The organism is Dethiothermospora halolimnae, assembly GCF_037577855.1.
In the GTDB taxonomy this organism is placed as follows: domain Bacteria; phylum Bacillota; class Clostridia; order Tissierellales; family VENL01; genus Dethiothermospora; species Dethiothermospora halolimnae.
In genome coordinates, this window is sequence record NZ_JBAKFX010000014.1 from 54383 (window position 1) to 76307 (window position 21925).

General features: G+C 30.5%; 21 protein-coding genes and 1 riboswitch. Of the genes, 17 read left to right on the forward strand and 4 right to left on the reverse strand.

The window, feature by feature from the left end; genetic code table 11:
* Positions 1-85: 85 nt before the first annotated feature.
* From V6137_RS07875 to V6137_RS07885, 3 genes are all read right to left on the reverse strand, one after another.
* Positions 86-1792 (reverse strand): synaptonemal complex protein 1, encoded by a 1707-nt coding sequence (locus tag V6137_RS07875; protein ID WP_425447360.1) that lies wholly within the window; start codon positions 1790-1792, stop codon positions 86-88.
* Positions 1793-2082: 290 nt separating this feature from the next.
* Positions 2083-4146: an efflux RND transporter permease subunit gene (locus V6137_RS07880; RefSeq protein ID WP_425447361.1), complete on the reverse strand. Its 2064-nt coding sequence runs from the start codon at positions 4144-4146 to the stop codon at positions 2083-2085.
* Between the two features lie 104 nt (positions 4147-4250).
* Positions 4251-4832: a TetR/AcrR family transcriptional regulator gene (locus tag V6137_RS07885; protein WP_425447362.1), complete on the reverse strand. Its 582-nt coding sequence runs from the start codon at positions 4830-4832 to the stop codon at positions 4251-4253.
* A 169-nt stretch (positions 4833-5001) separates the two neighbouring features.
* Between V6137_RS07885 and V6137_RS07890 the strand changes: the two genes are divergently transcribed.
* From V6137_RS07890 to V6137_RS07925, 8 genes are all read left to right on the forward strand, one after another.
* Positions 5002-6042, forward strand: coding sequence for an oxidoreductase (locus tag V6137_RS07890; protein WP_425447363.1), 1041 nt, complete (start codon positions 5002-5004; stop codon positions 6040-6042).
* A 187-nt stretch (positions 6043-6229) separates the two neighbouring features.
* Positions 6230-7213 (forward strand): tocopherol cyclase family protein, encoded by a 984-nt coding sequence (locus V6137_RS07895; protein ID WP_425447364.1) that lies wholly within the window; start codon positions 6230-6232, stop codon positions 7211-7213.
* 60 nt (positions 7214-7273) lie between these two features.
* Complete coding sequence (locus V6137_RS07900; RefSeq protein ID WP_425447365.1) at positions 7274-7627, forward strand: DUF2500 domain-containing protein; 354 nt, start codon at positions 7274-7276, stop codon at positions 7625-7627.
* A gap of 326 nt (positions 7628-7953) precedes the next feature.
* Positions 7954-8622 carry a class I SAM-dependent methyltransferase gene (locus tag V6137_RS07905; protein ID WP_425447366.1) on the forward strand — a complete coding sequence of 223 codons (669 nt, stop codon included), beginning with the start codon at positions 7954-7956 and terminating at the stop codon, positions 8620-8622.
* Positions 8623-8792: 170 nt separating this feature from the next.
* A complete protein-coding gene (locus V6137_RS07910; protein ID WP_425447367.1) occupies positions 8793-9365 on the forward strand; it encodes a TetR/AcrR family transcriptional regulator in 573 nt (190 codons plus the stop codon).
* Positions 9366-9458: 93 nt separating this feature from the next.
* Positions 9459-11360 (forward strand): serine hydrolase domain-containing protein, encoded by a 1902-nt coding sequence (locus V6137_RS07915; protein WP_425447368.1) that lies wholly within the window; start codon positions 9459-9461, stop codon positions 11358-11360.
* 89 nt (positions 11361-11449) lie between these two features.
* A riboswitch (cobalamin riboswitch) is annotated at positions 11450-11639 on the forward strand.
* Between the two features lie 129 nt (positions 11640-11768).
* A complete protein-coding gene (locus V6137_RS07920) occupies positions 11769-12581 on the forward strand; it encodes a class I SAM-dependent methyltransferase (protein WP_425447369.1) in 813 nt (270 codons plus the stop codon).
* A gap of 22 nt (positions 12582-12603) precedes the next feature.
* Positions 12604-14172, forward strand: coding sequence for an ABC transporter substrate-binding protein (locus V6137_RS07925; protein ID WP_425447370.1), 1569 nt, complete (start codon positions 12604-12606; stop codon positions 14170-14172).
* A gap of 267 nt (positions 14173-14439) precedes the next feature.
* On the opposite strand, the gene V6137_RS07930 is transcribed toward V6137_RS07925, so the two are convergent.
* Positions 14440-14655, reverse strand: a complete 216-nt coding sequence (locus tag V6137_RS07930) for a hypothetical protein (protein ID WP_425447380.1) — start codon at positions 14653-14655, stop codon at positions 14440-14442.
* Here V6137_RS07930 and V6137_RS07935 point away from each other — a divergent pair.
* The 9 genes from V6137_RS07935 to V6137_RS07975 form a co-directional block, all read left to right on the forward strand.
* The gene (locus tag V6137_RS07935; protein WP_425447378.1) at positions 14588-15154 is read left to right on the forward strand and encodes an ABC transporter permease; all 567 of its coding nucleotides are present in this window, start codon (positions 14588-14590) and stop codon (positions 15152-15154) included. The genes V6137_RS07930 and V6137_RS07935 overlap by 68 nt on opposite strands.
* On the forward strand, positions 15155-15991 hold the full coding sequence (locus V6137_RS07940) for an ABC transporter permease (protein WP_425447371.1): 837 nt from the start codon (positions 15155-15157) through the stop codon (positions 15989-15991).
* Positions 15992-16003: 12 nt separating this feature from the next.
* Positions 16004-17704, forward strand: a complete 1701-nt coding sequence (locus tag V6137_RS07945) for an ABC transporter ATP-binding protein (RefSeq protein WP_425447372.1) — start codon at positions 16004-16006, stop codon at positions 17702-17704.
* A gap of 113 nt (positions 17705-17817) precedes the next feature.
* Positions 17818-18522: a response regulator transcription factor gene (locus tag V6137_RS07950; RefSeq protein ID WP_425447373.1), complete on the forward strand. Its 705-nt coding sequence runs from the start codon at positions 17818-17820 to the stop codon at positions 18520-18522.
* The gene (locus tag V6137_RS07955; protein WP_425447374.1) at positions 18519-19235 is read left to right on the forward strand and encodes a sensor histidine kinase; all 717 of its coding nucleotides are present in this window, start codon (positions 18519-18521) and stop codon (positions 19233-19235) included. Before V6137_RS07950 ends, V6137_RS07955 begins: the two co-directional genes overlap by 4 nt.
* A gap of 19 nt (positions 19236-19254) precedes the next feature.
* Positions 19255-19425 (forward strand): ATP-binding protein, encoded by a 171-nt coding sequence (locus V6137_RS07960; RefSeq protein WP_425447379.1) that lies wholly within the window; start codon positions 19255-19257, stop codon positions 19423-19425.
* A gap of 107 nt (positions 19426-19532) precedes the next feature.
* Complete coding sequence (locus V6137_RS07965) at positions 19533-20453, forward strand: ABC transporter ATP-binding protein (protein ID WP_425447375.1); 921 nt, start codon at positions 19533-19535, stop codon at positions 20451-20453.
* Entirely contained in the window at positions 20446-21183 is a 738-nt protein-coding gene (locus V6137_RS07970; RefSeq protein WP_425447376.1) for an ABC transporter permease, read from the forward strand. The genes V6137_RS07965 and V6137_RS07970 overlap by 8 nt, the downstream gene beginning before the upstream one ends.
* Before the next feature lie 110 nt (positions 21184-21293).
* The coding region (locus V6137_RS07975; RefSeq protein WP_425447377.1) for an IS607 family transposase at positions 21294-21925 on the forward strand (632 nt) is incomplete at its 3' end.

Here is a 21925-nt window from a genome sequence, read left to right on the forward strand (position 1 = left end):
GGTACAAAGGGACTGTCTTTTTCAGTCCCTTTGTACCAGCTTTATTTAGTTGTTGAGGGATTGGGAATCCCCCAACCCATTAATTCTAAAATAAATCAATAAGTTTCTCAAAAAAGTTTTTCTTCTCTTTTTCCTCTGTATTAATTTTTACTTCTTTTTCTGCTATAGTGATATTAGGAGTTCTTAAGATAAATTGTACAGAATTAATATTTTTATTATTAGGGGATACAAAGGAAACTATCTTTTTATCATTTTCTTTCTTCCCCATCATTTCCGATATGGAACGATTTGCTTCATCAATACCATTTTTTATTTTCTTTTCTCCATCTATTAATTTTTCCACACTATCAGGTAAAACTTTAGCCTGTTGATTTAATTTAACCATTCCATTGAGTATATCAGATAATCCGGTTACAAATTGTTGATTCCCCTGTAATATAGAGTCATAGTTATTGTATAGTTCATTTGTTCCTGTAGATAACTTAGCTATACCACCATGAATATTTTTATATTCATTTGCCATGTTTGATATTCCACCGTTATACTTTGTAAGTCCTTCATTTAATGTATTAAGGGAATTATAAAGTTTTTCAGTGCCCTCTATTTGCTTAAGCATTGATGTTGCCATTTTACCTAATTGTACTTCTTGAGGGTTTGAACTATTTGTATATTTAACTAGGGCTTTTAGGTTAGACTTTTCTTCTTCAGATGGTAATTGAGATTTAATGGAATCTGCCATTTTTTTATACCCGGTCACTAAATTATTACCTTCATTTGATATCTGAGAAAGTCCCTTATTAAACTCTGTAGATCCACCTTCAAGTTGAGTTACTGAGGAATTTAATTTTTCAATACCATTACCATATTCCTTCATGCCATTAATTATTGAAGAACTGTTATTCACTAGCTTTTGTTGACCTTGGGTTAATTCATCTATTCCATTGGTAAGTTGCGATGTACCATTTTTTAACTTTGATGTACCATTTATTAATTCTTCCATACCATTACTAAGAGAATTAAATCCTTTAGTAAACTCCGAGGTATCGGCCATAGAAGAGATGTCCATAGGGGTTATGCTAATATTTATCCCATCCATTTCAAAGTTTTTTGACTCCAAAGTAGCCTTATATGTCCCAGAGGTTCCCGGTAAAACTGTATAGGCAAGGGTAGCAGTTTTTCCAGTTATAACCTTAGTAGATCCTTCTTCGCTGATTATTTTACTATTATTTAGGTTTATTGGAACCTGGACTTGAATACCATAATTATTGTTAAAATAATCTATACTATTCTTATTTTGAGCTACTGAGATAATAATGTCTATGGTACCGGATTTTCCTGCTAAGTATTCTGGAGAAATTTCTTTACCGTCTAATATATAGGTGATATTAAAGTCCCAAGGTAGTTTTTTAGATTTAAGATTTCCTTTATAATAAAATCCATTAAAGGATTCTTTTAAATTCCATTTTATAGTGTTATCAGAAACTGTGGGATCAGTATCATTGGTAAGACTTGTTATATTACTATAATCTCCATAATCGGTGTAGACTCCATCCTTTGGAACATAAAGATGATTTACAGCATAAATAGAATCCACATCTCCATTACTGCTTAAAATACCATAGATAGTTTCATCCTTTAAAGTATTTTGTTCTTTAATTTCATTTTCTAAGTTTCCTTTTGTGAGTGAATAGGCCATATACTTATTATTATTTGTTGTAAGAGTTATAGTTACAATAGAAAAAATAGCAACTATAACTATGGCTGAAATCTTATAAAAGTTTCTTTTCTTCATAAATATGTCTCCTTTCTTTGTTTTGTATATTTTAAATGTATTGAAATCTTCCGATAAATTTGAAACTACTTAACTATTCCTCTGTTGTTGGAGGATTCGCAACTATTCCCCCTATCGTTGGGGGATTCGCAACTATTCCCCCTGTTGTTGGGGGATTCGCAACTATTCCCTCTGTTGTTGGGGGATTCGCAACTATTCCCCCTATTGTTGGGGGATTCGCAACTATTCCCCCTGTTGTTGGGGGATTCGCAACTACTCCCCTGTTGTTGGGGGATTCGCAATCCCCCAACTTAATCACTAACCCTTTTCAGTGTAGTCTTTTTTATAACTTTATCAAATGTAACAAGCAACTGGGGAAGAAGGACCAATACCATTATTCCACTTAGAGCTGCTCCACGACCTATAAGTAGGCCCATTTCTGAAACCCCATTTATAGATGATATAAAATAAACTCCTAAACCTGCTACACATAATATAAGGGCCGATGTTATAACAGACCATCCAGAGTCCTTAACTGCACTTATTGCAGCGGATTTTTTATCCATAGTTTTTCTATTATCCATATATCTGTTGGTTAATAGTATGGCATAATCTATAGTTGCCCCTAACTGTATTGCACTAACTATCATATATCCAATAAAGGAAAGGGGAATATCCATAAAGTATGGTACCGACATATTAATCCAAATAGCTGATTTTATAACTAAAACCAATAATATAGGTAATGATAGGGACTTAAATGTAAACATCATAATTATGGCCACAGCTATTATTGAAATAACATTTACTACTGTAAAATCTTTATCCACAACTTCCTTTATATCAGAAACACTGGCTGAGGAACCAAGTAAATAATAATCGTCCCCATAATATTTCTCTAATACATTATGAATATCGTCAACCGACCTAAAGGTCACATTACTTTCAACTGGAACCTTTAAAGTTAAAATTATTCTGCTATAATTTTCAGATAAAAAGTTATCCACAACTTTATTAGGTAATATCTCCTTAGGTATAGTAGGATCGGTTATAGTAACTAATCCTTGAACAGAAGAAATATAAGATTTATTATTAAGTTCCTTAGTAAGGTCAACTTCAGTATTAATATTTCCCTTTGGTACTAAGACTACCATGGGATTATAAACTCCAAATTTATCTTGAATCTTTTTTTGCTCTTTACCAACTTCAGTTTCTTCACTGGAAGTAACCGCAGTTTCCCCATATATAAATGAGTTTGAATCCTGAGCTAAATATGCTGGTATAATTAATATAGCCACTATTAATATTACAATAAAACGGGATTTAACTATCCCTTTACCTACTTTTTCTAAAGACGGTAACAATGACCCATGGTGGGTTTTTTCTATTAACTTATGGAAAAGTATAGTTACTCCTGGTAGTAAAAATATAACACTTATTAAACTTAGTATTATACCCTTACCTAAAACTAAACTCATATCCATTCCTATTCTATATCTCATAAACATAAGGGCTGCAAATCCTGCTACGGTGGTTAAACAACTGGAAGCCAGTGATGAGAATGACTCAACAATAGCTACCTTCATAGCTTTATTTACTTCTAACCCCTTATCCCTTTCCTCTGCGAATCTATGAAGTAGGAATAATGAATAATCCATAGATAATGCAAACTGAAGTATGGCAGCACTTGATTGGGTAATAAAGGATATATCTCCAAAAACAACATTAGTCCCCATATTAATAAGAACAGATATACCTATAACCGAAAGATAGATAACCGGTTCAAACCATGACTGGGTGGTTATTAGCAATATTATAATAAATAGGGGGACTACAATCATGGATATGGATAAAATTTCTTTAACGGTACTTTCACGCATTGCCTTTGTATTAACGGCTGTACCTCCTATAACTCCATTTTCACCAATGATTTCTCTTATATCATCTATGGCATCACCGGTTTTAAGACTATAATCATCATTACTAAACTCCACTTGGAATAGTGCAGTATTATCCTTATAATAGTCCTCAACTGTGTTTTCATTAAAAAAATTCATTGGTTGATAGACATCAACTATATCATCAAGCCAAATAACACTTTTAACTCCATCAACATTTTTTATTTTCTCCTTAACTTCCATGGCCTTAGGAATAGTTACATCCTCTATCATAATTTGAGCCTGACCCGATAGAGAAAATTCATCTTCCATAATGTCCATTGCCTTTTTAGTATTCATTTCACTGGGGAGATAACTACTTAAATTATAATTAACTCCAACCATTGGAATAAAAGCAATACTAATAACAGTTAGAATTAAAAATATTGATATTATTAATTTTCTTTTTTCTACTATAAAATTAGCAAGTTTTGTCACTATGTCAGCTCCTTTCATTGATGATTAATAAATATCAAATAGTAATAAACAAGTGTTCATTTTTAGCTACAAAATTTAACTATCATACCAGTATAGTACAATAGCTAAATTTTAGTGTATAAATCCTTAGAAAAAATTGTTATAGTCTGCTTTATTAGAGCTTCAGCCCTGTCAAAGTCGTCACCACATTCCTTCATAATAGTATATATACTATCTACAATGGCGCTTGAGACAATATAAAATATAAACTTATCTTTTAGAACCTTATTATTTTTCTTTAAAAGGGGAAGGGTCTCTTCCTCAATTCGCTTTTTAATAAGTTCTATGAGTTCCTCTTTTATGTTACCGTATTTAGATCCAGAGCTATTATGTAAAAGTATAAAAAGTTCGTTGTTGAACCTTTTATAGATATCCATAATAGATGATATAATCTCAGTTATAGGAAATAGATCAACAGACAAATCATAGTTTCCAAAGATAACCTTCTCAAGGTCCATCCATACTGGATCCACTATAAAGTTAAATAAATCATCTTTATTATTAAAATATCTGTAGATATTTCCTACGGTAACCCCTGCATTTTTAGCAATAGATCTCATAGATGCCTTCATATAGGACTTTTCCTTAAATTCCTTTAAAGCAGATTCTACTATAGCTTTTTTAACTTCTTCTTTTAAATATTGCATTAGTAAACTCCTGTTCATTATTTATTATTAATTATAACTTTTTTAAAAATAAAAGTCAATGTCAAATTTAAACCTGGGACAAAGGGACAGTCCCTTTGTCCCAGGTTTCCAATATGGATTATATTATGTATAATATAATTACAACAAAAATATAGATAGGAGTGATTATATGAGTAACCCTATAAATAGAAGTATAAAAGTAAATGGGAAAGAAGTGAAAAATAGAATCATAATGCCCCCTTTAGTATGTTTTAATTGGGGAAACGATAAAGGATTTGAAACGGTAAGTCGTGGGGAGCACTATGGTAAGAGAGCAAAAGGTGGAACTGGATTTATTATAATTGAAGCAACTGCTATATCAAAGGATGGTCGTATTACCGATACAGGCCTTGGTCTTTGGAGTGATGATCATATATCACAATTTAATGATATAGCAAAGAGTTGCCATGATGAAGATGCTGTAGTGACAGTTCAGTTGGTACATGCTGGAATGAAATCTGTGGGAAACACTGTATACTCTTCTTCTCCAGTGGATATGGAAAATAAGGAATGTCTAGGGATGTCCATTGAACAAATAAATGAAGTAAAGGAAAATTTCGTTAAGGCAGCCATAAGGGCAGAAAAGGCAGGTCTTGATGGAGTGGAGATCCATGGAGCCCATGGTTATCTTTTAAGTCAATTTACTTCTAAGGAAACTAATAAAAGAACTGATAAATATGGTGGCTCATTGGATAATAGATTAAGACTGCCTATTGAAATAGTAAAAGAAGTTAATGAAGCGACGGGGGATGACTTTATTATAGGATATAGATTTGGGGTCAATGATCCTACTATGGAGGAAGATAAGTATTTCGCCAAAAAACTTGAAGACCTTGGAGTTCATCTATTAAATGTTTCATCAGGGATAGGGGCAAATGATATTGAAGTTCCTAAAGATTTTCCTTTTTCTTCAATAACATATATGGGAACAGAAATTTATAAAGAGGTTAATATACCAGCTGCCTGTGTGGGGGGAATAAGGAAACCTGAAGATGCTAAACACTTACTTGAAAATGAAATGATAGATATGGTAGCTGTGGGAAGGGGACTACTAGCTGATCCCGACTGGACAAATAGGGCCATAAATGATGAAGAAGTTGACATTTGTTATCACTGTTCACCTAGATGTAAATATGCTGTAGACGGAAAGAAGTGTCCATGGTATAGATAGGAGTTGGGGATGACTCCTATTATTGTCTATTTTGTCTAAATATACTAGGGGGTACACAGGGACTGGGTATAACTAGGCCCTGTTTTACGTGTAAAAATACAATATAAATATAAAATCTTTAGTTTAAAATACTTTTTATGGATAACTATAATATATATACCTATATTATAGAAAAGGGGAAGATATTTTGTTTAGAAAGATACTTAATCCAGACCTTTACCATGGTCATAATAAGAAAAAAAATTTTTTTGAAGGATGGTACTTTAAGATAAGCGACTTAAAGGGAGAGAATACTTTTGCTTTTATACCAGGAATATTCTTAGGAAAAGATGATGAATGTTCCCATAGCTTTATACAAATAGTTAATGGAAAGGATATAAAATATGATTATTTAAAATATAATAAAGAAGACTTTAGTGCAGCCAAAGATATTTTTGATGTTGAGGTTAATAAAAGTAATTTCTCTTTAAATGGAATTAGCTTAGATATAGACAGACCAGAAATAAAAATAAAAGGTAAAGTTACATTTCATAATGTGAAGAAGTGGCCAGATACATTTATAAATCCAGGGAGTATGGGATCTTATAATTATCTCACCTTTATGCAGTGCTATAGCCAAGTATGTGCAATGGATATTAAACTAACTGGAAAAATTAATATCAATGGACAAGATATATCCTTTGATAATGGGAAAGGATATATTGAAAAAAACTGGGGAAAGGAATTTCCCCATTCCTGGATATGGGTACAAGGTAATCAGTTTAAAAATCATAATGGGTCAATAAGTTGCTCGATAGGTCATATACCCTTTCCTTTAGGGAGTTTTAGAGGTTTTCTTATAGGACTTATGATAGATGATGACTTTCATACCTTTACTACAATGAATAAAAGTAAAATAAAAATTAAACAAAGAGAAGAAGATGTAGAAATAAAAGTAGAAAACAAAAACTACATACTAAATATAAATGTTCTAACTAAGAAAGAAAAATTTATGACCCTTAAGGGACCTAGAGGTGATAAAATGATTCCATTAGTTAATGAAAATTTAGGGGGCATAGTAGAGGTTCGATTGATTGATATTAAAAGTAATAAAGAAATATTTAAAGATACGACTATTTGTGGTGGAGTAGAATATGGTGGAGATCAGATGATTATATTAGATAAAAATTAAATTGAAAAATATGAATAGTAGGATATAATTAAAGTAAATAGATTATAAGGAGAGGTTATTATGTTTGGAGGTCTTCCACCATTTTTTGGGATAATATTTATGATGATTATTATTATTGTTATCATCAATATAGTTAAAGGGGTTTCTGAATGGCATAATAATAATCAACAGCCGGTTTTGACTGTAGATGCAAAAGTAGTATCGAAACGAAGTCATGTATCTAGGCATAGCCATAATCATGATGGTCATGTCCATAATACAAGAAGTACCACATATTATATTACCTTTGAGTTCGATAGTAATGATAGAGTGGAGTTAAAGGTTCCATCAAACAAATATGGATATATAGTTGAAGGGGATAAAGGAAAGCTTACCTTCCAAGGAACAAGATTTCATGATTTTAAGAGAATATAATATATATAAAAGCAATTACCAGTTTTGGTGATTGCTTTTTCGATTTTGTGAAAAACATGGGAATATTACTTATATATTAAAGATAGAAAATGCTTATTGTAAAGAGAGAATATATATTTTAGAGAACCTGTGAATTTTAAAAGGGTAGATAAGGCATTGTATCAATCAAAAGTTCAAGGGAAAAATAGGTATACTATAATATAATAGAGATTGTGTCATTAGGAATATAGTAAAAATTTGTTTGATAATTCTAAACATTTATGATAGAGTTTATGTCCTTAACAATTATATTTTAAATATTGATATTAAAGAGGGAGGAATAAACTATGGCTACTTGGAATGAACTGTTTTTAGATGAAAAGTTTATAGCAGCTTTACCGCAACCAGAGGTATATAAGTTTATAAAAGTTCTTGAGGGGGTATTTACTGAAAGCCCACTATCAATATGGGATTTTTGCTGTGGGGCAGGAAGACATACTGTACTAATATCTCAGATGGGGCATAATGCATATGGAAGTGATATTTCCCCAAATGGAATTGTTCATACTGATAAATGGCTTAAAAGTAATGGTGTAAACGGAACTTTGAAGGTTGCAGATATGACTGATAACCTATTTGTAGCCATGAATTTTCACGGTGCTATATCTTGGGATGCTCTTCATCACAATACCATTGATAATATTAATAAAGCAGTAGAAAATGTATACCAAAGTCTTTGTGAAGGTGGGATGTTCATGGCATCATTACTTTCCACAACGGCAGGTAGACCAGATCTTAGGGGAGAAGAAATAGAAAAAAACACTTTCGTAAGGGAAGATGGACCTGAAGCAGGAGTACCTCATCATTATTTTGATGAACAAGGTATAAGAGATTTATTTAAAAAATGGAAGATAGTCAGCTTAACAGAAATTGTTGTTACATATGTAGAAACTGATTTGGACTTTAGTGTTAATCCCTTTCCCTATACTAAATGGAATGTTATTGTTAAAAAATAGTAATGGTAATCATATTAGTTTTATAGTTTTGATAAATAGGATAAATGATTTTTATAGGAATGATATTTAAATATCATTCCTATATTTTTGTTGACATAAATTTAAGAAAGTGATAAGTTGTAGATGAACAAAATATAAAATGTTCATAATATGGTGAGAGGAGAGGAAGTTTGGATAAAAATATAAAATTTAATTTATTAAAAGAAGCAAGGGAACTATTTATTAAAAAAGGTTTTAAGTCAACAGGTATAAGGGAAATAGCTAAAAAAACAGGGGTGGCAACGGGGACACTGTATAACTATTATGATTCTAAAGAAGATATTTTTCTAGATATATTTTTAGAAGAAAATGATCAATTAAATAAAGAAATAATAAAATCTTTAAATATTGAAGAGCAGTCATTAAAAATACTTAAAAAAGCTATTTCTAACCATTTAGAGAAAATTGAAGAGAATCCTATACTAAAAGTTATGTTTGAAACTGAAGTAAGAGACAAAGTTTTAAGTAAATTAAAACCTAATAAGTATAAGAAGTATACTGAGTCCACTAGGGATACCTTCATACCATATATAAAAAATATGCAAGATAAGGGTATAGTGAAAAATATTGATCCTGAATTTTTCATAATTGTCATTAACACAATTTATAATGTGAATATTAATAAAAAGGAATATGGAGAAGAATATTTTCCTATGCTAACAGAGTTCCTTATTGAAGCCATAATAAATAATTTGAAAAAATAATTTTTTTTATAAAAATATGAACAAAATCTAAAATGTTCATAAAATTATAGTAGTTTTATAGATATAATTAATAATATAAAGGGGTGTTTCATTATGAAAAAGTTTATATCAATAATATTAGTTTGTCTTATAATATTCTCTAGTTCTATTAGTATAGCTGGTGCTAACAGTGAGTTTAACAAGATAAAGGATAAATTTACTAGAATAGATGGTGTCGTTACAGCACTTATGGAGAAACATAATGTACCGGGGGTGTCCCTAAGTATAGTGAAAGATGGGAGTATAATATATAAAAAAGGGTATGGTTTTGGGAATCTAGAAACACAAACTAAAGTTGATCCTAATAAAACCATATTTCAGATTAATTCCCTTACTAAATTATTTACGGGTGTAGCGATAATGAAGCTTTGTGAAGAAGGGAAACTATCTCTAGATGATAGTATAGATATGTATTTTCAAGATATAGATAATGAAAGTTTACATAGAAAAGATATAACTATATTTCATTTAATGACCCATACCGGCGGTTTTGATACTGGTTTTCTAGGGCAAATGGATTGGGAATACAAAGAGAAGCCTAAATCTTTAAATGAAGTTTTAACCAATACACCGGATGTAATTAGAACTCCTGGAACTATTATGTCATATTCAAATTATGGAATAACTGCATTAGGTAGAATAGTGGAAAAGGTATCGGGACTTTCTATAGAAGAATATATTGAGACTAAAATATTTGAGCCATTAGAAATGGATCATAGTTATTATGGATATGATGCGAAGATGGAAAAAAATCTTGCTGAAGGATATTTATATAAAAATGGAGATTTAGTTCCTAAGGGTCCAGTTAGATATCATATACATCCTGCAGGGTTTGCTTTTTCAAATGCCCATGATATGGGGAACTTTATGAAATTTTTATTAGAAGGAAATAAAAATGTTCTTTCTAAAGAATATTTAATGAAGATGCAAAAAACTCAGTTTACATATGATGAGGAAATGTTGGGAAATGGACTTATTTTTTATGAGAGAGAGAGGAATGGACACAAGGTTATAGGTCATGAAGGAGATGGACCAACATATGCTGCTCAATTATCCATTTATCCTGAAAAAAATATAGGATTTTTTATTTCCATTAACAAAGATGATCAAACATCATCTAAGTTTGCATTTAGACGTAATTTTGAAGAAAAGTTCTATGAACTATTTACTGAAAATAACAAAGAAAATGTAAAAATAATTTCAAAACCCTATAGCAAAGATATAAAAAAATATTTTGGAAAATATTTTGCTGTAAGGACTCCCCTTAGTTCACCCTTTAAAATTTTCAGATCACTAACTGGAACGTTAAGTGTCTCACCTTATAATGAAACTTCTATAAAAGTCTCCCTAAGAGGTAGTGAATATATATTTAAACATATTGGCAAAGGGAAGTTTCAAAATAGTAAAGGTGGTTTACTAATATTTCAGTCACAAAGTGACAAAAAGTATGTAATGCTTGATTATTTAAATATGTTGGGGAGATATAGTCCCCTCTCCAATGGAACATATGAAAAACTTACTACAATTGAAAGTATATTAGAATCCTTTGCTATATATTTTTTAGCAATAATATTTGTTGTATCCATAATATATTTTATTTTCAGTAGATGGTGGAATAAGAAGAATGAAGTTACAAGAAAGGGAAGAAAGTGTATTATAATAACTAGACTAAATATAATTTTCATGGTTGTAATATCGGGAGTATTTTTAATGATTCTCTTAAATGTTTCTAAAATAAACCTAGATATAAAAGGATTGCTAATAGCATATCATGTTTTATCATATATGTTTTTAATGCTAAATTTGGCTTTAATATGGGAAACTGTTATAGTTGTGAAAAATAGGATTTTCAATAAATTGGGAAGGATAGTTCAATTTACTACTATGATTGCCATGTTGATTTTCTTAAGCATGATTATAAATTATAATTGCTTAAATATAACCTATCTATTATAAAACCTGGGACAAAGGGACAGTCCCTTTGTCCCAGGTTTTAACTTCTTGACATAAATATAACTATAATATATGATTTATTTAGTGATAAAAATTAATAAATGAATATAGGTTTCAATTTTAGTGATAATTGATTAAAAGGGAAGACAGGTGAGATGCCTGGACGGTCCCGCCGCTGTGATAGAGGAGTTTTTCTAAATTAATGCCACTGATTTTTTTTGGGAAGGCTTAGAAAAATGATGATACTTAAGTCAGAAGACCTGCCTATATTTATATGCCACAAACTCTACGGGATATAGGGGGTATGTCTTTATGCTTTTATTAGTATATATGTCTTTTGATACCTCTTAACTTTTTTGTTGAGGGGTTTTAGTACGTTATAACAAAATTATAATTATAAAGGGTGATAAAATGAATATTGAAATATTTGATAAATTATGGAGAGAATCTTCTAAAATAGACTTAGCTACTACTGAAAAATTATGGGATTTTAGAGCAAAAGAATTTAATAATATGATAGATAATAAGGAAAAGGAAAGTAAAGTGAAAGATTCAATAGACTTTCTTATATCGGAAAATATTATAAACAAAGAATCAAGTGTATTAGATATAGGATGTGGTCCTGGAAGATATAGTATAGAATTTTCAAAGGTGGTAAAAGAAATAAAGGGAATAGATATATCCCCTAATATGATAAATTATGCTAGAGAGAATGTTAAGAAATCAAATATTAAAAATGCTTCATTTGATGTTGTTCCTTGGGAGAAAATAGATATAGAAGTTAAAGGTTGGAAAAATAAATTTGATTTAGTATTTGTGTCAATGTGTCCTGGGATACACAATAAGGATACACTAATAAAGATGACTGAAGCCAGTAAAGGATATTGTTTTTTAAGCGGATTTGTAACTAGAGAAGATAAAGTAAGGGATGGAATAAATAACATAATTTCTAAAGATAAATCTAGAAAAAGATGGGGAAATAAAATATATTATGGATTTAATATATTATGGAATATGGGAATATACCCTAAAATATATTATAAAGATGTAGAGTGGAATAAGGAAATGGATTTGGAAGATGCCATAAAAATGCATACCATATCTGTTAAAGAAGATCCTAAGTTAAAAAATGACATAGAAAAATATTTAAATGATATATCACAAAATGGTATAATAACGGAATATACAAAGGCTAAAATAGGTTGGCTTATTTGGCATGTGTAAAACTTTTTAAGGAGGACTTAATATGAAAAAGATACATATATTATTGATTATAATTATGACTTTTATGATAGTTATAGTCGGATGTAGTGATGATAGTACAAATTCTGATGGAAATATAACCGAAGAAAAAGAATCAGTAGTATTAAATCTTGAAGGGGGAGATTGGGGATATCCAAGTCCCTATACCCATTATTCAAGGGGTCCTGGGGCATATAAAATGAGACTTATATTTGATAGTTTATTAGAACGGGGAGAGGAAGGTCTTATACCATGGTTGGCTGAAGATTGGAATATAACAAATGATGGGAAAACATATACCTTTAATATAAGGGAAAATGTAAAATGGCAGGATGGTCAAGATATGACAGCAGAAGATGTAAAGTTTTCTTTTGAATATTATGCTAAACATCCACCAGTTTTTGATGAATTAAATATAAGTAAAAATAATTTTATAGAAAAAATAAATGTAATAGATAGGCACACAATAAGTATAGATGTTGATAATCCCAGTGCTACCCTATTAGAAAGGTTTGGTAGTGCAAGGATATTACCTAAGCATATATGGAACAATGTAGATGATCCTAAAAAATTTAATAGTCCTAAAGCAGTAATAGGATGTGGCCCTTACATACTTACAGATTATAAAAAAGAGCAAGGAGCATATAGATTTAAAGCATTTAAAGATTATTGGGGACCAAAACAAAGGGCCGATGTAATACAGTTTGTCCCTGTTAGTGATAATATATTAGCTTTTGAAAAGGGAGATATAGATATAACAAGGGTAACTCCAGATATATTGAACAAATATAAAGAGGATAATAAATATAAGATTATAAAGAACCCTGGCTTTTGGGGGTATAGGCTTATGTTCAATATGGATAATAATCCTCAATTTAAAGATAAGGTATTAAGACAGGCTATAGCATATGCCATAGATAAAGGTGAAATGATTGAGAAGGTAGCCAGGGGAGCGGGAAAACCTGCCAGTGCTGGATATATACCTATTGATCATAGATGGTATAATAAAAAGGTTAGAAAGTATGATTTTAACTTAGATAAATCTAAGAAATTATTAGATGGTAAAAAATATAGTTTCACATTATTAACAGGAAACAGAAATCAAGAGGTTAGAATCGGAGAGCTAATGAAGTTAAGTTTAGAAAAAGTAGGTATAGACTTAAAAGTCAAGAGTGTTGATATGAAATCGAGGGATGCAGCAGTAAAAAATGGAGATTATGAAATGGTTCTTATTGGTCACGGTGGATGGGGAAACGATGCCGATATGCTTAGAGAGAAATATGTAAGTGAAGAAAATAGTATAAAAACCACCTTTACAGGGGGGATTCCAGGTTATGGCAATGATATGATAAATAACTTAGCTAAAAAACAATTATCAGAATTAGATTTAGATAAAAGAAAAGAAATAGTTTATAACCTTCAAGAGGTTATAGCTGAAGAGATTCCCCAAATACCTTTATATAATACCACCGGCTATGATGTATATAGACCATCAAAATATGATGGATGGAGGCATGTGTTTGATCATCATACCGTAACCCATAATAAAATATCATATCTTGAAATGGAATGAGTTGAAAAATATGAATTTTTGTAAAAGAGCTTTTGAATATATAATAGTATTTTTTATAATAATTACATTAAATTTTATAATCCCCAGGTTAATGCCTGGGGACCCTTTTACCTTTCTTTCCTCTGAGGAAGGGACGGTTAATTATACTTATACCGAAGAACAGATTAATGAGTATAAATCCTATTACGGATTGGACAAACCACTAATAAAACAGTATAAATATTATATTTTAAATATGTTTAAAGGAAATATGGGATATAGTATATATTACAATGCTCCAGTAAAATCTATCATATTAAAAAGGGCCATATGGACCCTTGGAATAGTTATTATATCCATATTATTAAGTAGCCTTATTGGGACAATAATAGGTGCCTTTTCTGCATGGAATAGAAATAATAATATTGATAGGTCCATATATTCTATAATGATGGTGTTTTCTGAGATTCCATCATTTCTAGTGGCGATATTCTTATTGTTCATATTAGGTGCTAAAACAGGCTTTTTTCCACTATCGGGGGGAATGACTGTGTTTAAGGACTATAACAATTGGATAGATAAAATACTAGATATAATACATCATGGAATATTACCGGTAATGGCATTATCCTTATCTAGGGTAGGAGGATTTTATCTATTATCAAGAAATAGTATGATATCGGTTCTATCTAAAGATTATATAAAGACTGCTAAAGCTAAGGGACTTAATAATAAGAGAATTATATTTGTACATGCTCTTAAAAACTCAATATTACCCATTATAACTAGAATATTTTTAAATTTAGGTGGAGTTTTTGGTGGAGCCATATTGGTGGAGAATGTGTTTAATTATCCTGGAATAGGTCGCCTTATGAAGGAGGCTGTAATGGTTAGAGACTATACTTTAATACAAGGAATATTTTTATTTATAACGTTTACTGTACTCTCTATGAACTTATTTGCTGATATAATATATAAAAAAATTGATCCTAGGGTGAGATAAATGAAAGATATAATATTAAAATTAAATAGACTTACAATAATAGGGAAGATATCATTATTAATTATAATATCAATTATATTTATAGGAATATTATCTCAATATATATCCCCATATCCCCATAATGTTCCTACTGGAGAAGCATTAAAATCTCCTAGTCTAAACCATCTGCTAGGAACAGATGATTTGGGCATCGATTTATTGTCCCAAATGTTTTATGGAGCTAAAATAAGTGTTACTATAGGACTTTTTACAGCATTGTTAGCGGGAATAGGAGGAGGAATACTGGGGATTATGTCAGGGTATTTTGGTGGTATTATAGATAAAATCATTATGAGAATAATAGATATAATGTTGGTATTACCTGATTTGCCTATGATGATATTATTAGGTGCCTTTTTTGGACCAAGTATTAAAAACATAATAATAGTATTGGCCTTATTTTCATGGACTGTTCCTGCTAGGGTAGTTAGATCTAAGATAATATCTATGAAAAGGGAAAAGTATATTTTGGTAGCACAAAGCTATGGTGGGGGATTTATTTATCTTCTAAAAAAACATTTTCTTCCAGGGGTACTACCTATTCTCATGGTAACGGTTATAAAATTAACCAGTAAAGCCATAGTTGCCGAGGCGGGATTATCCTTTTTAGGTCTTGGGGACCCTACATCAAAGAGTTGGGGTCTTATCCTTAATAATGCAATAAATTTTCAGGGAATATATTTTACTGAGTATTGGAAATGGTGGGTTATTAGTCCCCTTGTATCTATAACGTTATTGGTTCTTTCTATTTCATTAATAAGTAGGGATCTTGAAAAAATATTAGATGATAAATTATAAAGGGGAGATATTATGTTAAAAGTAGAAAATCTTTCTGTTGAATATAAAATGGGGAATACAACAATTGAAGCTGTTAGAAATGTAAATATTAATTTAAATAAAGGGGAAAGCCTGGGAATTATTGGTGAATCGGGAAGTGGAAAAACATCCTTGGCCATGTCAATCCTAGGTCTTATAAAATCTCCCGCAAAGGTATCGGGAAATATTTATTATAATGGAAATGATATAAACAAAATGCCTAAAAAAGAACTTAATAATATAAGATGGAATAATATATCCATAGTATTTCAAAATAGCCTAGATGTACTAAATCCCCTTTTAACTATAAATAAGCAAATATATGAAAGTATAGCTAAACATCTCAGCATATCTAAAAATGACGGAAAAAGAAAGGTTTTAAAACTTATGGACATGGTAGGCCTTGATAAAAAATGGGGAGAATATTATCCCCATCAACTATCTGGAGGTATGAGACAAAGAGTTCTTATAGCTATGGCTTTAGCTTGTGATCCAGATTTATTGGTGGTGGATGAACCTACAACAGCATTAGATGCTATGTCAAAAAAAGAAATTATAAACTTAATTTCAATGCTTCATAAAAAGCATGGATTTGGACTTATAGTAATATCCCATGAATTAAATACAATCTCTAAACTTACTTCTAGGGTTAATGTGATGTACTCTGGACATATGGTAGAAAAGGGAATAACCAGTGAAGTTATTAAAACTCCAATGCATACCTATACTAGAGGTCTTATCAATTCCTCTCCTATGATAAATCCCTATCGTGATATGTGGGGTATACCTGGAGAATTTAAAAGTGAAGAAATACCAGGTTGCCCCTTTGAAAGAAGGTGTACCCAAAGTATAGAAATATGTAAAAATAATATCCCAAAACTTAAATATGTATCGGTGGAGCGTGAAGTTGCATGTAACAGAGGGGGGATAGTAACTTTGCTCTCTGGAAAATCCATAGATAAAACTTATAAATTTAAGAAAAATCATATAAAAGCATGTGATAGATGCAATATAACAATAAAGTGGGGAGAGGTTGTAGCCTTAATAGGAGAATCAGGATCAGGCAAAACAACATTAGCTAATATATTATCGGGAATATTACCTCTAGATAAAGGTGAGGTAATATTTGAGGATACAAAGGTATTTAAAAGTAATGCAACCAGTAGGAAAAATGGTATACAGATAGTATTTCAGGATCCCTTTTCATCAATAAATGAAAGGTTTACAATAGAAGAAGCTATAATGGAGCCATTAAATATAATAAAAGACGGAAATTATGAAGAAAGGTTGGAGAAGGTGAAAAATGCACTAAGGGATGTTCAATTACCTAATGATGAAATATTCTTATCTAGGAAATGTCATATGTTAAGTGGAGGTCAAAGACAGAGGGTAGCCCTAGCTAGAAGTTTAGTAATGGAACCTAGATTATTGATAGCCGATGAAATAAGTTCTATGCTAGACCCTTCAACCCAAGCTAATATATTAAGACTTTTAAAAGAACTCCAAAACAGTAAAGGATTTGCAATGCTTTATATAACCCATGACTTATTCGTAGCTAGAAAAATTGCTGATATAGTATATGTAATGAATAAAGGTAAAATAGTAGAGAAAGGAGTTGCAAGTGATATATTTGAAACTCCTGTGGATAGTTATACTAAGGAACTGGTTAAGAATGGATTAAGAATAAATGAATAAAACCTGAGATAAAGGGACAGTCCCTTTGTCCCAGGTTTTATTTAATGGTTGGAACTTTTATATAAAGGAAGTATAATATTACTAAGATATATATTTAAAATGGAGTGATTTTTATGGATAATATAAAAGTTTTGGTCGTAGAAGATGATGTTAATATTAATAATATGACAAAAGAAGCTCTGATGAAGGAAGGGTATGAAGTATCCCAAGCCTTTCATGGTCTTGAAGGGGTTGAAAAATTTCAACGGGATGATTATAATATGGTTATTCTAGATATAATGATGCCTGTAATGGATGGGATTGAAGTAATGAGAAGAATCAGAGAAAAAAGTAAAGTTCCTATTATTATACTATCGGCAAAGGGTGAAGAAACCGATAAAGTGATAGGCCTTGGTATGGGGGCTGATGATTATATAGTTAAACCCTTTTCAGTTGCTGAGCTTATGGCCAGAGTTAAGTCAAATATAAGAAGGTCTATTTATTATAGTGAAACTAAGGTTAGCCACAAAGATACATATCAATATAGAGATGTGAAATTTGATATGGATAATTATGTAGTAACAAAGAAAGGTGAGGAAATATCCCTTACTGCTAAAGAAATGAAAATATTAAAATTGTTTTTTGAAAATCCCAATAGGGTTTTTACTAAGGTTCAGATATATGACAATGTATGGGGGGAAGATTTTGTATCGGACTATAGAACGGTAACAGTACATATGACAAGATTAAGGGGGAAGATTGAGGATGATCCAAATAACCCTAAGCTTATAGAAACGGTTTGGGGCATAGGATACAAATTGGTGGGTAAAGAAATATGACTTGGATTTTGCTAATTATAATAGCTATATTAATACTACTTTTATTTGATCATAAAAGAAAAACTAAACTGATTACTAAAAAATTAAGAGATATACTTTATGAAAATTCTAGGGAGCGGATAAAGTTTAATAATTTAAATAGAGAAAATAAGGATCTTATTAAAAACATAAATATTCTCCTTGATAGGTATCAACTTATTTCCGTTGATAATAAAAATTATAAAGAACAACATAGAAAAATGATTTCGAATATATCCCATGATATAAGAACTCCTTTGACAGCTTTAATGGGATATATAGAACTTGTCAAGGATGATTCCATTTCAAAGGAAAAAAGGGAAGAGTATTTTGATATCATCGATGAGCGGGGTAATGCATTAAGAGATCTTATGGAAGAATTTTTCCAGATGGCTAAAATTGAGTCTAAGGATATGGATATAAATATAGAAGGGGTTAATATCTCTGAAGTTATTAGACAGAATATACTTACATTTATGAATGACATTAATAAAAAAGAAATAATACCTAAAATAAATATAGGGGAAGAAGAGGTTTTTGTCCTTGGTGATAAAAAATGGATACATAGAGCCATAGAAAATGTTATCTCTAATAGCTTACGATATGGATATGAAGGAAAGGTCCTGGGTATTGACTTAGAAGAAGGGAAAAATTCAGTTAAATTAACTATATGGGACAAGGGGAGGGGGTATTGAAAAGGATCAAATACCATATATATTTGATAGACTATATACAACGGATAAGTCAAGAAATAGAAAACATCAGGGTAGTGGACTTGGCCTTAGTATTACTAAAAAATTAATAGAAAATATGAATGGTAAAATAACAGTGAGTAGTATACCCTATGAAAAGACCAGTTTTACAATAACACTACCTAAAAAATAACCATTTAATAAATTTGTAATAATTATGTAGTTTAGATTTAAGGACTATACTCTATTATTTATATTAACAGGGTATAGTCCTTAAATTTTTAAAAGGAGGAAAAAAGGATGGAATATATATTAAAAACCTACGATTTAACTAAAAGATATGGTAAAAAGACTGTAGTTGATAATGTTAGTATGAATATTAAAAAAGGAGAAATATATGGATTTTTAGGAAGGAATGGAGCAGGTAAGACAACAACTTTAAGGATGATAATGGACCTTATATCCCCAACAAAAGGCAAATATGAAATATTTGGTAAGGGGATGGGGGATAGAGATGTACTGGGAAGAATAGGAGCTATAATAGAAACCCCAGGATTTTATCCAAACTTGACTGCAAGGGAAAATCTAGATATCCATAGAAGAATGATGGGGATACCAAATAAAGGGTATATAACTGAGGCTATGGAGATAGTGGGACTTAATAATTATGATATAAAAAAGAAAAAGGTAAAGAAGTTTTCCTTAGGAATGAAGCAGAGACTGGGTATAGCTAGGGCACTACTCCATAAACCAGAGCTCCTTATCTTAGATGAACCTACAAATGGTCTTGACCCAGTGGGAATAAAGGAAATAAGGGAAACTCTATTAGAATTAAACAGAAAAGGGGAGATAACAATACTTATATCAAGTCATATCCTAGGAGAGATACAACAACTTGCCACAAAAATAGGTATTATTCATAATGGAAAGCTTTTAGAAGAGGTTGACTATGAATCTTTCCAGAAAAAGAATAGACATTATATTAATCTAAGGGTTGATGATGATAAAAGGGCTGTAACCATATTGGAAAATGAGATGAAGATAAAGGATTATGAAATATCTAATAAGAATGTAATAAGAATATATGAAAAGATTGATAAATCAAATGATATTTCAAGAAACCTTATTTCTAAAGGTATAGAAGTCTATGAATTTAATGTTATGAAGGATACCCTAGAGGATTACTTTGTAAGGCTTACTGGGGGGAAGAAAAATGTTTGATGGATTATATAGTGAGTTTATAAAACTAAAAAGGATAGGATATTATACTGGAATTTTGGCACTTAGCTTAGTTTCATTACCTCTATTTACATTTGAAGAGGAAGTATTATCATTAAATTGGTATGGATACTTTTTTAATTTTGAGTTTACAGCATTTACCTTTGTTTTCACATTGGTAATCCCTATTATTATTTCCCTTATATTTGTCAGGGAGTTTAAGTACAAGACAGCTTCAATAGCTTTTTCTTATCCCAATGGAAGGCTAGGTGGACTTATTAATAAATTTATAGTAAGTACATTAATAATAGCAGCTATCTATGTAATGGCCTATTTGTTTGTAGTTATAAGTGGAGTTATTTTTCTAAAAGCACCGATAACATGGGCTCCTTTAATAAATCATTTAAAGATATTTTTAACTTCATTTATTTTTCAAGTAGCACTGATACCTTTAATAGCCTTAGTGGCATTGATAGGGAAAAATATGATCGTTTCATTTATTTATTCTATATTATTACTAATAGGTAACTTAAGTTATTTTTTAGAAAGTTCATATAGTGACTTCATGTTTTCAAGACTACCGGCACTACCTATTCTAAAACTTGGAGTACCTATATATTTAGACCCTGTTAATATAGAAATTACTAAATTTGAAATATATTTAGGATTATGTGTGTTTCTTATAGGTCTTGTTGGCTCGATTATATTTTATAAAAAAGCAGATATTTATTAGGAGGTTTAAGCTGCTTTGATTATATAGTGTTAAACTATATCAAATGCCATTAAATAGTTTAGCATTGTATTTGAGGTTGTGATAAAATTAGACATAGGGAGTTGATTTTTATGTCTAAAAAATTACTAAATCAAAAGCAAGCATGTGAATATTTAAATATTTCTAGGAGTACAATCTTAAGATGGGAAGACAATGGAGTAATAGATCCAATTAGGACAGCTGGTAGACATAGGCGATATAGGATAGAAGATTTAGATAAATTAATTAACAAAAAAGAGAGTAGCATCAACTCTAAGAACTGTTTAATATATGCAAGAGTTTCAACAAAGAAACAACAAAAATCAGGTAATTTAGATAGACAGTCTAATAGATTAATGGAATACGCAATAAAAAATAAATTTCATATAGTTGATATTTATAAAGAAGTAGCAAGTGGAATCAATGAAAACAGGAAAGAGTTAATTAAATTGCTTGATGATATAAAAAAGCCAGAAATTAATTATTTGATAATAGAATATAGAGATAGATTAGCTAGATTCGGATATAAGTATTTAGAAAAATACTGCAATTCTCATTATGTAAAAATAATAGTGCTAAAGCAACAAGATAAAAAATATTTAAATTCAGAGATGGTAGAAGATATGATTTCAATTATTACTTCTTTCTCAGCTAGAATTTATGGTAAAAGAGGTGGCAAAAAAGTAAAAGACACTTTGCTTAACCTAGAGAAAGAAGGTGAAGA

What these genes read in the sequence shown, in the direction of transcription:
- V6137_RS07875 (WP_425447360.1), bottom strand. Translation starts at nt 1,792, where the DNA reads ATGAAGAAAAGAAACTTTTATAAGATTTCAGCCATAGTTATAGTTGCT.
- V6137_RS07885 (WP_425447362.1), bottom strand. Translation starts at nt 4,832, where the DNA reads ATGCAATATTTAAAAGAAGAAGTTAAAAAAGCTATAGTAGAATCTGCT.
- V6137_RS07890 (WP_425447363.1), top strand. Translation starts at nt 5,002, where the DNA reads ATGAGTAACCCTATAAATAGAAGTATAAAAGTAAATGGGAAAGAAGTG.
- V6137_RS07900 (WP_425447365.1), top strand. Translation starts at nt 7,274, where the DNA reads ATGTTTGGAGGTCTTCCACCATTTTTTGGGATAATATTTATGATGATT.
- V6137_RS07905 (WP_425447366.1), top strand. Translation starts at nt 7,954, where the DNA reads ATGGCTACTTGGAATGAACTGTTTTTAGATGAAAAGTTTATAGCAGCT.
- V6137_RS07915 (WP_425447368.1), top strand. Translation starts at nt 9,459, where the DNA reads ATGAAAAAGTTTATATCAATAATATTAGTTTGTCTTATAATATTCTCT.
- V6137_RS07920 (WP_425447369.1), top strand. Translation starts at nt 11,769, where the DNA reads ATGAATATTGAAATATTTGATAAATTATGGAGAGAATCTTCTAAAATA.
- V6137_RS07925 (WP_425447370.1), top strand. Translation starts at nt 12,604, where the DNA reads ATGAAAAAGATACATATATTATTGATTATAATTATGACTTTTATGATA.
- V6137_RS07930 (WP_425447380.1), bottom strand. Translation starts at nt 14,655, where the DNA reads ATGAACAATAAGAATATCGCCACTAGAAATGATGGAATCTCAGAAAAC.
- V6137_RS07940 (WP_425447371.1), top strand. Translation starts at nt 15,155, where the DNA reads ATGAAAGATATAATATTAAAATTAAATAGACTTACAATAATAGGGAAG.
- V6137_RS07945 (WP_425447372.1), top strand. Translation starts at nt 16,004, where the DNA reads ATGTTAAAAGTAGAAAATCTTTCTGTTGAATATAAAATGGGGAATACA.
- V6137_RS07950 (WP_425447373.1), top strand. Translation starts at nt 17,818, where the DNA reads ATGGATAATATAAAAGTTTTGGTCGTAGAAGATGATGTTAATATTAAT.
- V6137_RS07955 (WP_425447374.1), top strand. Translation starts at nt 18,519, where the DNA reads ATGACTTGGATTTTGCTAATTATAATAGCTATATTAATACTACTTTTA.
- V6137_RS07965 (WP_425447375.1), top strand. Translation starts at nt 19,533, where the DNA reads ATGGAATATATATTAAAAACCTACGATTTAACTAAAAGATATGGTAAA.
- V6137_RS07970 (WP_425447376.1), top strand. Translation starts at nt 20,446, where the DNA reads ATGTTTGATGGATTATATAGTGAGTTTATAAAACTAAAAAGGATAGGA.